The following is a 13404-nucleotide window of genomic DNA, read 5'->3' as shown; positions in this document are numbered from 1 at the left end:
GTTTCGCGCGGGGGCTACTTGCCGAGCAGCTCCGCCATCCACGCCTCGACCTCGTCGGAGCGGCGCGGCAGGGCGGCCGACAGATTGCGGTTGCCGCTCTCCGTCACCACGATGTCGTCCTCGATCCGGACGCCGATGCCGCGGTACTCCTCGGGCACCGTCAGGTCGTCCGCCTGGAAGTACAGGCCGGGCTCGACGGTCAGCACCATGCCGGGCTCCAGCGTGCCGTTGACATAGCTCTCGGTACGGGCCGCGGCGCAGTCGTGGACGTCCAGGCCGAGCATGTGACCGGTGCCGTGCAGGGTCCAGCGGCGCTGCAGGCCCAGCTCCAGGACGCGCTCCACCGGGCCCTCGACCAGGCCCCACTCCACCAGCTTCGCCGCGAGCACCCGCTGGGACGCGTCGTGGAAGTCGCGGAACGAGGCGCCAGGCTTCACCGCCGCGATACCGGCCTCCTGGGCCTCGTAGACCGCGTCGTAGATCTTGCGCTGGAGGTCGTTGTAGCGGCCGTTGATCGGCAGGGTGCGGGTGACGTCCGCGGTGTAGAGGCTGGTGGTCTCCACGCCCGCGTCCAGCAGCAGCAGCTCGCCGGAGCGGACCGCGCCGTCGTTGCGGACCCAGTGCAGGGTGGTGGCGTGCGGACCGGCGGCGCAGATGGAGCCGTAGCCGACGTCGTTGCCCTCGACGCGGGCGCGCAGGAAGAACGTGCCCTCGATGTAGCGCTCGCTGGTCGCCTCGGCCTTGTCCAGGACCTTGACCACGTCGGCGAAGCCGCGCACCGTCGAGTCGACGGCCTTCTGCAGCTCGCCGACCTCGAAGTCGTCCTTCACCAGCCGGGCCTCGGAGAGGTACACCCGCAGCTCTTCGTCGCGCTCCGCGGTGACCTTGTCGTGCAGCGCCTCCTCGATGGCGGCGTCGTGACCCCGGACGACCCGGACCGGGCCGGTGGCCTCCTTGAGCAGGCCGGCCAGCTCGCGGACGTCCTTGCAGGCGATGCCGAGCAGCGCCGCGGACTCGTCGAGGCTGTTGCGGCGGCCGACCCACAGCTCGCCCATGCCGTTCAGCCAGAACTCGCCGTTCTCGCGGTTCGAGCGGGGCAGGCGGTAGAGCGTCTCGTCGTGGCCCTCGGCCCCGTCGGCGCGGGGCTCCAGGACGAGCACGCTGCCGTCGGTCTGGTCGCCGGTGAGGTGGACGTACTCGGTGGCGGCCCGGAAGGGGTACTCGGTGTCGTTGGAGCGGGTCTTCAGCACGCCCGCGGGGATCACCAGGCGCTCGCCGGGGAAGCGCGCGGAGAGCGCGGCGCGGCGGCGCGCGGCGTACGGCGCCTGCTCGGTCGGCTCCAGGCCGCGCAGCTCGGTGTCGGCCCAGCCGCTCTTCATGTTCTCGGCGAGCTCGTCCGAAACGCCCGGGTACAGGCCGTTCTTGCGCTGCTTGATCGGCTGCTCTTCCTCGTCCGGGGTCTCCGGAGTGAGCTCGTCGGTCACCGTGCCTCCTTTTAAGGCTTTTCTGACTGAACCGCATTCCATCGTAAGTGCGAGCGGGAAACGGTCCAGGGGCCGGAAGCCGTGACCTGTGCGGCATCCCCCGCCGCAGGGGGGGACGCCCTGCGCCCACCCCCTGCGACCTGCGACGATGCCGTCCGGAGCGGCCCTACTCCTCGAAGTACGCGGCGAGCAGGACCACGTCCTCCTCCGAGGCGGGGTCGTCCAGGCCCTGCGGCAGCATGGCCCGCACGATGTGGTCCACCACCGCCTCCGGGTCGCTCCGGCCGGCCCGGGGGACGCCCGCGGCCGCGGAGTGCAGACGGGCGAAGGCCCGGTCCATCGGCTCACCGGTGCGGTGCAGCAGCCCGTCGCTGTACAGGAGCACGGTCTCGCCGCGGGCCGGCTGGATCTCCACGCTGGGCGCCTCCCAGCAGGCCAGCATGCCCAGCGGCGCGGAGAGCGAGGTCTCCACGAACTCCGCCCGCAGGTCGCCGAGGATCAGCGGCGGGCAGTGGCCGGCCCCGGCCAGCACCATCTTGCGCGGCGCCGGGCCGCCGATCCCGGCCGGCACCGGCGGCGCGGGCGCCCCGGCCGCGCCCGGCGGCGGCTCGGTGAAGGCGAACAGCGCGGTGGCGCTGCGGGCCGGCTCGGTCAGCCGCATCAGCAGTTCGAGGTCGGAGAGGACCGCGACCGGGTCCTCGCCCTCCATGACGGCGTAGGCGCGCAGCGAGGCCCGCAGCCGTCCCATGGCGGCCACCGCGCTCGGACCGGAGCCGGTGACCGACCCGACCGCCAGGCCCAGCGCGCCGTCCGGCAGCGGCAGCGCGTCGTACCAGTCGCCGCCGCCGCGCGGCCCGGTGGCGTGCCGCACGGCGAGCCGGACGCCGGGGATCCGCGCCAGCCTGCGGGGCAGGAGTTCGTCGCGCAGCGTCCGGGCGTCGTGCCGGCTGCGGTGGAGTTCGAGGAGCCGGGCGAGGTGCTCGGCGGCGTGGGCGCGGTAGAGGCCGACGAGATGGCGCCGGCGGTCGCCGGGCTCGGCGGGCTCGTCGTAGAGCCAGACCGCGGCGCCGAGCCGGCCGACCGGGCCGGCGGTGAGCGGTACGGCATAACTGGCGGCGTAGCCGAGGCGGGCGGCGACCTCGCGCAGGCGGGGATCGAGGCCCTTCTCCCCGGGGATGTCCGGCTCGGCGATCTCGGTACGGGCCTCGGCGTCGTCGCCGGCGCCGGGCTCCGGCAGGCCGTCCAGTATCCGCGCGTACGACAGCGCGCTGCGCGGCACGGTCTCGATGTGGCCGATCTCGGCGCGGCCCAGGCCCAGGCCGACGGTGGTCTCCGGGCCGAGTCCGTCCTGCGGTGTCAGGGCGACCAGTCCGCGGCGGGCGCCGACGAGGAAGGCGCCGGCCCGCAGGAGTTCGCGGAGGGCGTCCTCCAAGGTGCGGGTGCGGGCGAGCTGTTCGGTGAGGTCGTGCAGGGTGCTGAGATCGGAGATCCAGCCGGCCAGCCGGTCCTGGACGGCGGCGATCCGGTCCACGGGGGAGAGGTCGGCGGCGTGCGGTGCGGTGGGGTCGGAGCCGTCCTCGGGAGCGTCGGCGGCGCCGGACGGGTCGTCAGTGGAGGTGCCGGAGGCGGGGTCGCCGGACGCGGGCGTCCCGTGAGGGTCGGTAGTGTGCGCGGGAGAGGGAAGAGCTGGTCCGATTCCAGCCACTTTCGGTACGTGGGGGGCGCTCATGGCCGGCGACCCACGTCGCGCCCGGCAAATTCCCAGGTCAGGCCGCGATGTGGCAGGGAGTGCGGCTTTTTGTTGAGTGATGTTGTGCGGTACGGCTGTCCGCTCAATTTCCTCAATAGCATCGCAAACCCCCATGTCATGCTGCTCCGCTATCAATGCCTCCACATGTACACGCACCAGCGATGTGATGTCCAGCACTGTCCCTTTGGGGTTTGTGGTGTCAGCGAGGTCTGTAGATTGGCCTGAAAAGAGCCCCCCGAGCGTCAATTTGAGGTCTCCTGGCGGCGATCAGCAGCGCGTCATATCCACCGTGGCGGGTACGTACTCGGATAGGTGCGGGGGCAGTTGGGGCCGCACCGGAACTCTCCGGCCGGCACCGGCGTCCTATACGGCGACCACCGCGACGCACTCCCCAGTGGCGGGATGGCACCACCGGAAGCGCAAGCGCCATGCGCGCGCCACCCTCCGCCACGTTCCACGCCCGGTGTACGGCGTGATGCGCTGCCTCGTACACGCAGTGACCAGAGCGCCGTGTGTGGTGATCGAGCGCGAACGGCCTCCGGGTTGCACGACCGGGCCGGCCGGCCACAACCGCACGACCGGGCAGCAGCACCACCCCGTACCGGCCCGGAGCAGCACCACCGCAGGTGCGAACGACATGCACCGACAGTTCATCGGCATGCAGTGCGAAGTACGCGAAGGACCAGCCCTCGGCGTAACGGAAAGGAACGAGCGCTCATGCGCGAGATCCTCGGAAGGCGACGCAAGCCCCTGTTCCGGCGCAGCGGGAGGTCGGCGCTGCTCGGTGCGGCGCTCCACTGCGCCACCGAGTGGCAGTGGCCGGTCCTCCCGGGCGTCGGACTGCGGCCCGCCGGCCGGCAGCAGGCCGCCGGGCGACTCGGCCTCGGCGAGCGGGTGCCCCGCCGCTGCAACTGCCCCGACCCGGACTGCGTGGTTCCGGGCGCGCACCCCTTCGACCCCGGGCTGCTGGCGGCGACCACCGACGCCCGGATGGTGCGCTGGTGGTGGAGCAACCGCCCGGACGCCCCGGTCGTCCTGGCGACCGGCGGCCGGGCGCCGTGCGCGGTGAGCCTGCCGGCCGTCGCCGGGGCCCGCGCGCTGGCCGCGCTGGACCACTTCGGCGTCCGCACCGGCCCCGTGGTGGCCACCCCCACCCGCTGGTCGCTGCTCGTATCGCCGTACGGCCTACCGGAGTTGGGGGAGCTGCTCAGCTCGCGGGAGTGGGTGCCCAGCTCGCTGCGGTTCCACGGCGAGGGCGGCTACCTCGTGCTGCCGCCGTCCCCGACCGGCGCCGGCAAGGTCCGCTGGGAGCGCCCGCCGGCTTCCAGCCGTGCCGTGCCCTGGCTGCCCAAGGTGGCCACGATCGTCGACGCGCTGGTGACGGCGAGCGCCGGCAGCCCCGACGGCGGCAGCCGGCTCGCGTACTGAGCCGCCGCCCCGCGGAGGTTCCACGGGTGGCCGGAAAACGCACCTCTCCGGTTCACCCGTAAGGGTGCGAGCTGCCCCGTTCCTACGGGAATCGCGTGTACGGGCACCGGGTGCCACCCGTGCCGCCCGATAGGTTCGACATATCGCCCGCCATGCCGCGGACGGTACATCCTTCGCATTTCTCAGCTCCCCCGCATACCTCGTCACTCGCAAGTGGGTCCCATGCAGCGTGCGCGGATTCTCCGCCTGACCGGGCTCGCCGGCACCGCCGTGCTCGCCCTCGCCGTCCCCCTGGCCGCCGCGACGGCGGGTCCGGCGGACTCCCTCCTGCCGCCCGGCGCCCCGGAACCCACCGGCTCCCCGGGCGCCCGCGCGGCCGCCGGCCCGCTCACCGACCTCGGCCTCCCGCTCCTCCCCGGCCCCGCCCGCACCACCCACTGCGGCCCCGAACTCACCGCCCGGGAACGGATCACGGCCCAGACCTGCGTCCTCACCGAGGGCGGCCGCACCTGGGCGCGCACCTTCTTCCGGAACTCCTCGGGTGACCCGCTGCGCGCCGCGTTGACGCTGCTGCGCCCGGACGGCCGGAGCGTCCAGGCGGACTGCGTCGTACCGGCGGGCGGGGCGCCGGGGGTGTGCGAGACGCCGGGCGGCCCGACGCTGCGCGGGGCGCGGCTGCCGTACGGCGCGGTGGCGGAGTTCTCGGATGCGGCGGGGGAGCGGCTGCTGCTGCGCTCCAGCGGCAACTGGGCGCCGGACGGCGGGAGTTCGGGGCACTGAGGGCCGGGCCGCGACGGGGCGGGCGGGCCGGTGCCGGCGGCGGCATCCGGACATGGAAGCGCCCGGTCGCTGGCGACGGGGGATGCACCAGCGACCGGGCTTTTAGAACCGTAACAAGAGATCGGCGGTTCGCAAATTCGATCGTGGAATTCCGGACGCGGATTCAGCGTTGCGTACGCGGAGTTGCGCCGGACTCTGTGACGGGCGTCACGTCCAAGATCGACTCGGTCCGGCGGGTCAGCTCAGGGTCACCTGACGGTTGGTGAGACCGCCGCGGGCCCGGCGCTCCTCGGCGGTCAGCGGGGTGTCCGTGGCGAGCGCCTTGGCCAGCCGCTCCTGGAAGGCGGCGGCCGGGCCGGCGACCTCGTCGGCGCCCATCGAGGACGGCAGGTCCCACACCGGGACGACCAGGCCGTGCGCCCGGAAGGAGCCCACCAGCCGGGTCCCTTCGCCCAGCGAGGAGGTGCCGGCGGCGTGCAGCCGGGCGAGCGCGTCGAGCAGCTGCTCCTCGGGGAGCGCGGTGACCCAGCGCAGGTGGTTCTTCTCCGGGGCCTCGCACCAGTACGCGCCCTCCAGGCCGGGAATCCGGGCGGTCGGGATGGCCGCGGCGTTGGCCCGCTCCAGGGAGGCGGCGACCTCGGCGGTGGCGTTCTCGGCGTTCTCCACCCAGAACTCGAAGCCGGTGTGGACGGTCGGCTCAAAAGGTGCGTCCGGATCCAGCAGGTCCTGCAGCCGCGGGCCGTCGAGGGGGGCCCGGCCGGCCGCGACCGGGTGGCCGGGCTCGGTGGCCAGCGCCCGCTGGAGGGTGTCGGCGAGGTCCCGGCTGATGTCGCCGGAGGGGGTGTCGTTCTGCAGGCCGAGCAGCACCGCGCCGTTGTCGCGGCGCAGCGCGGGCCAGGCCATCGGGAGCACGGTCGCCAGCGTCACCGACGGGACGCCCTCGGGCAGGCCGCCCTTGAGCGTCAGCGGCGCGGTGGCGGCGGGCACCAGCTCGCGCAGCGCCACCCAGTCGCACTCGCCGGACAGCCCCTCGAAGGGGCGCCGCACCAGCTCGGTGACGGCGTGCGCCGCCTGCCGGCCGTGGCACGCCTTGTAGCGGCGGCCGGAACCGCACGGGCAGGGCTCGCGGGCGCCGACCACCGGGTAGGAACCCTCGGTGGCTGCGCCACGGGCGCCGTCCTTGATCTGTACTGCTGCGGCCCGGGGCTGGGGACGGCGCTTCTTGGCCATGGCGACGGTGTCTCCTGGTGGTTCCTGGTCGTACGGACGCGTTCCGGCGCGAGCCTAGAGGAGACCTGCGCCCGGGGCCCCACCAACAGCGCCGTAAGCGCCGTGAGTACGCCGGGGTGGGCGCTCCGGGCAGGCGCGTCGCGGGCGCCGGGTGCTGCCTGCTACGGCAGTTCGTCGAGCTCGGCGAAGGTCAGGCCCGCCGGGCCGCGGCCGTTCCGGTGCGGGCGGACCGGGCCGCCGGTGCGGGTCTTCCGCAGGGAGAGCGGGAGCCCGGTCAGCTCGGGCGTGCGGTCGGTCGCCAACTCGGATGTGAGGTCGGACGACAGCTCCGTCGTCAGACCGGCCGCCAGGTCGGCGGTCAGATCCACGCGCGTAGCGAAAGCGCCTTGAAGGGAGAGTGCGGCCCAGACCGTCACCTCGCCGAGGGCGCTGTCGCGGACGCCCCAGTCCTTGGCGAGCGAGCGGATGATGGCCAGCCCGCGGCCGCCGCGGGCGGTGATGGACGGGGTGGCCGGAATCGGGCGGGTCGGACCGCCGCCGTCGGTGACCGCGATGGTCAGCCGCCCCTGGCCGTCGATGCGCCAGGAGGCGCGGACGGAGCCGACGGGGTCGTCCGACGTGCCGTCGGGATCCGGTGTGCGGTCCTCGTGTACCGGACGCGCATGGCGACACGCGTTGCTCAGTAGTTCCGAAAGGACCAGGATCGCGTCGTCGACGACTGTGTCCTGAACTCCCCTTGCCGACAGCTCTTCTCGCATGCGTCGCCTGGCCATGCCCACACCCGCTGGACCATGGGGTACGGCCATGATCGACGACGTCGGCACCTCTTGTGCCACCACCAACGCCACCCCCGAGACCTCCTTTGCCCCACGCCAGGGGATGGATGCCCCAATGGACTGGACCGGAAACCGGCCAACCGGCACGCAGTGACGCACTCGACACGGCCGCCTACGGACCGAATGCGCCGGGGCACACCCCGTAAGGGGCTAGGGAGTGCCCGACGGGCCGTCGCCGGCGCCGAGTTGGCGGCGTACCTGTTTGGGGCGGTTGGTGATGATCGCGTCGACGCCCAGTGCGCGGCACATCTCCACGTCCGCCGGGTCGTTGACGGTCCAGACGTGGACCCGGTGGCCCGCCCGGTGCGCCCTGGCGACGTACTCCGGGTGCGCGCGGAGGATCCGCACGCCGGGGCCGGCGATGCGCACGCCGGGCGGCAGCCGGCCGTCCCGGTGGCGGGGGGTGAGGAACTGCATCAGATAGACACCGGGGATGTCCGGCGCGGCGGCGCGTACGCGGTGCAGGGAGCGCGCGGAGAAGCTCATCACGCGGACCGGTGGCGTCCAGTCGCGGGTGGCCGGTTTCGTGTGGCCGAAGCGGGCGAGGAGCTCGACCAGGCGCTGCTCGACCTGCCCGGCCCAGCGCGTGGGGTGCTTGGTCTCGATGGCCAGCTCGACCCGCCGGTCCGCGTCCGCGACCAGCTCCAGCAGCCGCTCCAGGGTCAGTACGGACGTCCGCTCGGCGTTCTCGTGCTGCCGGTCCGGTTCCTCGCCCGCGTCCACCGGCCGGCCGCCGGCCCGCGCCGCGTCCGCCAGCACGCCCCGCTCCGCCAGGACGTCCTTCCAGGACCCGAAGTCCAGCGCCGCGAGGTCGGCCAGCTCCAGTGCCGAGACTGCGCCGCGCCCGTTGGACGTGCGGTTCACCCGCCGGTCGTGGACGCAGACCAGATGCCCGTCGGCGGTCATGCGGACATCGCACTCCAGGGCGTCCGCGCCGTCCTCGATCGCCTGCCGGTAGGCGGCCAGGGTGTGTTCCGGCGCGTCTTCGGACGCGCCCCGGTGGGCCACGATGGCGGGCCGGCCCGGACGGGCGTCCTCGGTAGGGCGTGGAGAGGTCACCGCGTCATCGTGTCATCCGTCACCGGCGGCCCGCCCTGCGGGAAGATCTACCGCCCCGGCCCCCGCACCGGCACCCGTGCGCACCCCGTCGCCATGTCGCCCGATCGCCCCACACACCGTGCATATCGTGCATGCCGCGTATGACGTAGAGGGAGGGGCAGAACCGTTTTAATCCGGTACGTCCCGTAGTGCGGCGAATAAGTCACAGGTTCGGCTTACGGTGCTCTGACGGGCCATGGGGGAGGCTTGGGAGGCTGGGTGGAGGGGTCCGGGCCGGGCGCGGCGCACCGTGACCGGTCCCCTGAGCGGGCCGCCGGAGGACCGACGGGACGGCCGGGACTCGCCCCGAGCGGCGGGATCGCGGATGCTGGAGTACCGCGGAAACCCGGACGCCGGAATGCCGGGGCCCGGTCCCCGGACCGGCACCGCCGTGAAGCACGCTGACTGAGGAGAGAGCTGTGAGCACCGAGAACGAGGGAGCCGGAGTCCCGTCGGAGGCCGAGCCGCCGACCGGACCGCAGCCGGACAGCGCCCCCGCGCCCGCCTCCGGCGACCGACCTCAGAACACCCCGGCCGCCCCGGCCGCCCCGGCCGTGCCGCCCGCGGCGCCCCCGCCGCCGGACTACGCCCCGCAGGCCGCGGCCCCCGGCGACCCCGGCCCGGCCGCCCATGACCGCACGCAGCCGCTCCCCCCGACTCCGGCCGCGCACCCGGAGCAGCCCGCCGCCCCCGCCGCCCCGTATGCCGCGGCCGGACATGGTGCGCCCGGGCACGCTGCGGCCGGCGGCTGGGGCGCTCCCCCGCCCGGCGCCGGCGGCGACCCGTGGGCCGCGCCCGGCCACCACCCCGCCCCCCAGAAGCGCAACGGCGGCCTGATCGCCGCGGTGCTGGTCGCCGCTCTGATCGCGGGCGGCGTCGGCGGCGGTATCGGCTACTGGGCCGCGGGCCGCAACGACAGCACCTCCACGACGGTCTCCGCCTCCGGCGACCCCGGTGCGCTGAACCGCAAGCCCACCTCCGTCTCCGGGATAGCGCAGCGCGCGCTGCCCAGCGTCGTCACGATCGAGGCCCAGGGCGCGTCGGGCGACGGCGGCACCGGCACCGGCTTCGTCTACGACAAGCAGGGCCACATCCTCACCAACAACCACGTCGTCGCCAGCGCGGCCGACGGCGGCCGGCTCACCGCGACGTTCTCCAACGGCAAGAAGTACGACGCCGAGGTCATCGGCCACGCCCAGGGCTACGACGTCGCCGTCATCAAGCTCAAGAACGCCGCCGGCGCCACGCTCAACCCGCTCCCGCTCGGCAAGTCCGCCAACGTCCAGGTCGGCGACGCCACGATCGCCATCGGCGCGCCCTTCGGCCTGTCCGGCACGGTCACGACCGGCATCATCAGCGCCAAGGACCGCCCGGTGGCCTCCAGCGACGGCGGCGGCAGCAGCGCCTCGTACATGAGCGCCCTGCAGACGGACGCGTCGATAAACCCCGGCAACTCCGGCGGCCCGCTGCTGGACGCCGGCGGCAACGTCATCGGCATCAACTCCGCGATCCAGTCGGCCGGCAACGGCGGCGGGATGGGCGGCGAATCCGGCCAGTCCGGCAGCATCGGCCTGGGCTTCGCGATCCCCATCGACCAGGCGAAGCGGGTGGCGCAGGACCTGATCAAGACGGGCCAGCCGGTCTATCCGCAGATAGGCGTCCAGGTCGGCATGCGGGAGAGCGGCGACGGCGCGACCATCGCCCAGACCGGCAACAACGGCTCCGACGCGGTCACCCCGGGCGGCCCGGCCGCCAAGGCGGGCCTGAAGCCCGGCGACACCATCACCAAGCTCGACAGCACGGTGATCGACAGCGGCCCGACCCTCATCAGCGAGATCTGGCAGCACAAGCCCGGCGACCACATCACGCTCACCTACAAGCGCGGTGGCAAGGAGCACACCACCCAGGTCACCCTGGGGCAGCGCACGGGCGACAAGTGACGCGCTAATCTGATCCCCGCGGCACCGCACTCCGGCGCCGCGGGGAGGCTTGCCCGAGCGGCCTAAGGGAACAGTCTTGAAAACTGTCGTGGCGGCAACGCCACCGTGGGTTCAAATCCCACAGCCTCCGCAGCTCAGCACAGCGAAACGGCCCCTGACCAGGGATTTCCCGGTCGGGGGTCGTTTTCTTCTTTGATCGCGGTGCATCCGTGGCCGACCGAACTTGACCGCGTTTTGCCGCCCTGCCGGGCACGGATCTGGCACGCAGATCAGGACGTGTATCTGACTTTGAGGTTAGGGCAGTTCACAGTTGATGATGGTGCCGTGGTTGTCGGGGGTGGTCGTGCAGGTGTCACCAAGGGTTTCGCCGCCGGTGCCGCCGTCGATGGTGCCGTTGGTGTCGTTGCCGTGACCGCGGTTCGCGTCATGGCCGGGACCGCCGTTGACGCTGATCTTGTCGTCGCCGGGCCCACCGCTGATGACGCCGGATTCCCCTTGGAGCCTGTCGCCGTTGCCGCTGCCGCCGCCCGCGACGCTGCCGTTAGCGCTGGTTCCCCCAGCTCCGCCGGTGGTGGTGATCTGGTCGTTTCCTCGGCCGCCGTTGATCATGGCGGCGACGCTGGTGGTGCCGGCGTTGGCGTCGCCGCCAAAGCCGCCCAGGACCCGACTGCGGCTGTCGCCACCCTTGCCGCCGGTCACCGCAATGAGGAGATCGGCGTTGCCGTCGCCGGTGATGGAGCCCTTGTTGGCGTCCCCGCCGCCACCGCCTCCGTTCGTCGCCTGACCGCCGTTTCCTCCACTGACCTTGATGGTGTCGGCACCGTTACCACTGTTGATCGTGCCGTTTGGTGTGTTGCCGACCCCTCCAGCGCCCCCGCCGGCGGCGCCACCACCATTGCCTCCCCCGACGGTGATGGTGTCGATGCCGGCTCCGGCGGTGATCTGGCCGGCGTCATTGCCGTCCCCGCCGGCCCCTCCGGAGACGGTGGAATTGCCGCCATCGCCGCCCAACACCGTGATGGTGTTGTTGTCAGCGTCACCGAAGATGGAACCGGCGTTGGCCCGCCCACCGACACCGCCCGCACCGCTGCTGGCGAAGGGAGAGCTGGCGTCACCACCGTTCACCTTGATGATGTCGTTGCCGGCGTTTCCGTGGACGGTGCCGCCGTTGCCGAGCCCGCCGCTGCCGCCGCTCGCAACGGTAGGGCTGGTGGTGGCGCCCCCGGCTCCGCCGTCTGTGGTGATGGTGTCAATGCCCGTGCCGCCGCTGACGGTCCCGCTGTTGCCGATCCCACCGATCCCGCCGGTGGTGGTAGAGACTCCGCCTGCGCCACCGATGGCGGTAAGGGTGTTTGTCCCAGTGCCGTCGGTGATGGTGCCGCTGTTGCCCGTGCCGCCACCGCCAGGACTGCCGCCGCTGGTCCCGCCACCGCCGCCCACACCGCCGGTGGAGATGACCTTGTCGTCACCGCCCCCGCCGGAGATGGTGCCGCTGTTGCCGACACCGCCCTTGCCGGCCAGTCCACTGGGACCGCCGGGGTTGGCGCCGCCGATCCCGCCAGTCACCACGATGGCGTCATTTCCGTCCCCGCCGTTGATGGTCCCGGCGTTGCCCGTCCCGCCGTTGGCTCCGGCCGCGCCGTTCTGCCCGATGACGGTGATGGTGTCATCACCGCCCAGGCCATTGACCGTTGTCCCGGCGTTGACCGCGGTCTCTCCGCCGACCCCGGCCCGGCAGGTGATGACGTCATTGCCAGGCGTGCCGTTGATGGTGGTCCCCGTGACCAGCACGCCGTTCACCGTGCAGCTACTGCTCGCGGCCCAGGCCGGTGAGGCGGGAACCAGCACAAAGCCACCTGCCAGTACCCCGACCGCCATGGCTGCCACGCACCGCCGCCCTGCTTGCGGCCTCCCGACGCGGCCTGGCCCGGACCTGAAGCCCTGGCCAGACAGCTCCAGCGCCTGGCGCCGGTCACCTGGCCTGGCCACTGCCCGGCATACGCCTTTCGATATACATGCGCACCGGGCCCTCGTGAACTGCGCGATCAGTTCCCGCCCTTGAGTGACAAGTTGCCTGTAAGGCGTTCCGGTAACGTTTCTGACCTGTTCCGACACGGTGCCTGCCCCTCATCCCAGGCAGGGGACAACCGCCCAGTAGCGGTCGTACGTCTGGCTACCTGCCCAAGTCGACGCCAGAGTGACACCAGGGGTCATGAGCAGACAGAGCGCGAACCAGGGCGCACGATGCGCCTGCCATGAACCGGCGAAACGTATGCAGAACGGGCGTGGCTCGTGATGACGGCACGTTTCTGTAACACCGTTCTGGGGTGCAGCCTTCTGGCACCACGAGCCTCACACCGGCCGGAACGAGGTGAATCCTGGGGCCTTCACACGACCCATCGGATTGAACCCAGATCGGTCGGCGGCGGACACACCCGCCGTAGCGTGGCAGTCATGATGATCTGGATCTTGCATATCGCGGGCAGGTCCAAAGCCTGCCCGAGTTGCCAACTAGCGTACGGCCCCCTGAAGACCGGGCAGGCCACTGGCCAAACCCACTCCACCGACCTCTGAGTGGGCGGTTCGCGAGTTGATGTCCGTTTCGAAGTGAGGCTTGGGGCAGGGGTGCTGGCCACGGTGCGGGCTACTGCTGCCGGGCAAAGCAGCCGGTGTCGGCTTCGGTGAGGATGCCGAGTTTGACCAGGCGCTTCAGCTTGGCCCGGGTGCCTTCGATGTTCTTCGGCAGCAGTGCGTGGTCGAGGGCCTGGCAGACGTCCTTGGCCCGCAGGGGGCCGGTCGACTCGTTGAAGGCGGCGAGGATGCGCGGGTAGTCCGGGTGCTCGGGCAGCTCCGGCGCG

At 72.5% G+C, this 13404-nt stretch carries 10 protein-coding genes, 1 tRNA gene and 1 pseudogene; 5 read left to right on the top strand and 7 right to left on the bottom strand.

The features are described 5' to 3' along the window. Positions 1-14 precede the first annotated feature (14 nt). Both B073_RS0134200 and B073_RS0134195 read right to left on the bottom strand, forming a co-directional pair. A complete protein-coding gene (locus tag B073_RS0134200; protein ID WP_018542573.1) occupies positions 15-1484 on the bottom strand; it encodes an aminopeptidase P family protein in 1470 nt (489 codons plus the stop codon). A gap of 166 nt (positions 1485-1650) precedes the next feature. Beyond that, entirely contained in the window at positions 1651-3213 is a 1563-nt protein-coding gene (locus B073_RS0134195) for a PP2C family protein-serine/threonine phosphatase (protein WP_037813706.1), read from the bottom strand. Between the two features lie 738 nt (positions 3214-3951). Between B073_RS0134195 and B073_RS0134190 the strand changes: the two genes are divergently transcribed. Together B073_RS0134190 and B073_RS0134185 are read left to right on the top strand one after the other, a co-directional pair. Next, entirely contained in the window at positions 3952-4662 is a 711-nt protein-coding gene (locus B073_RS0134190; protein WP_018542571.1) for a bifunctional DNA primase/polymerase, read from the top strand. A gap of 222 nt (positions 4663-4884) precedes the next feature. Continuing rightward, positions 4885-5442 (top strand): hypothetical protein, encoded by a 558-nt coding sequence (locus B073_RS0134185; protein WP_018542570.1) that lies wholly within the window; start codon positions 4885-4887, stop codon positions 5440-5442. Positions 5443-5679: 237 nt separating this feature from the next. On the opposite strand, the gene B073_RS0134180 is transcribed toward B073_RS0134185, so the two are convergent. Together B073_RS0134180 and B073_RS42105 are read right to left on the bottom strand one after the other, a co-directional pair. Next, entirely contained in the window at positions 5680-6672 is a 993-nt protein-coding gene (locus tag B073_RS0134180; protein WP_018542569.1) for a DUF5926 family protein, read from the bottom strand. Positions 6673-6833: 161 nt separating this feature from the next. Further along, complete coding sequence (locus B073_RS42105; protein ID WP_234025238.1) at positions 6834-7520, bottom strand: ATP-binding protein; 687 nt, start codon at positions 7518-7520, stop codon at positions 6834-6836. Between B073_RS42105 and B073_RS48905 the strand changes: the two genes are divergently transcribed. Beyond that, a complete protein-coding gene (locus B073_RS48905) occupies positions 7477-7602 on the top strand; it encodes a hypothetical protein (RefSeq protein ID WP_267881445.1) in 126 nt (41 codons plus the stop codon). The genes B073_RS42105 and B073_RS48905 overlap by 44 nt on opposite strands. Positions 7603-7658: 56 nt before the next feature. Here the strand turns inward: B073_RS48905 and B073_RS0134170 are convergent, their stop codons facing one another. After that, entirely contained in the window at positions 7659-8567 is a 909-nt protein-coding gene (locus tag B073_RS0134170; RefSeq protein ID WP_078508314.1) for a glycerophosphodiester phosphodiesterase family protein, read from the bottom strand. 458 nt (positions 8568-9025) lie between these two features. Between B073_RS0134170 and B073_RS0134165 the strand changes: the two genes are divergently transcribed. Further along, positions 9026-10546 carry a S1C family serine protease gene (locus tag B073_RS0134165; RefSeq protein WP_018542566.1) on the top strand — a complete coding sequence of 507 codons (1521 nt, stop codon included), beginning with the start codon at positions 9026-9028 and terminating at the stop codon, positions 10544-10546. Between the two features lie 43 nt (positions 10547-10589). Further along, positions 10590-10676, top strand: a tRNA-Ser gene (locus B073_RS0134160). A gap of 164 nt (positions 10677-10840) precedes the next feature. On the opposite strand, the gene B073_RS46075 is transcribed toward B073_RS0134160, so the two are convergent. Then, positions 10841-12433, bottom strand: coding sequence for a beta strand repeat-containing protein (locus tag B073_RS46075; RefSeq protein WP_158690296.1), 1593 nt, complete (start codon positions 12431-12433; stop codon positions 10841-10843). Between the two features lie 757 nt (positions 12434-13190). Further along, positions 13191-13404 (bottom strand): annotated as a pseudogene (locus B073_RS0134150) (hypothetical protein); the annotation flags it as partial.

It is taken from the genome of Streptomyces sp. MspMP-M5 (assembly GCF_000373585.1).
Taxonomy (GTDB): Bacteria; Actinomycetota; Actinomycetes; order Streptomycetales; family Streptomycetaceae; genus Streptomyces.
This window is presented reverse-complemented; position numbering and strand designations above follow the sequence as displayed.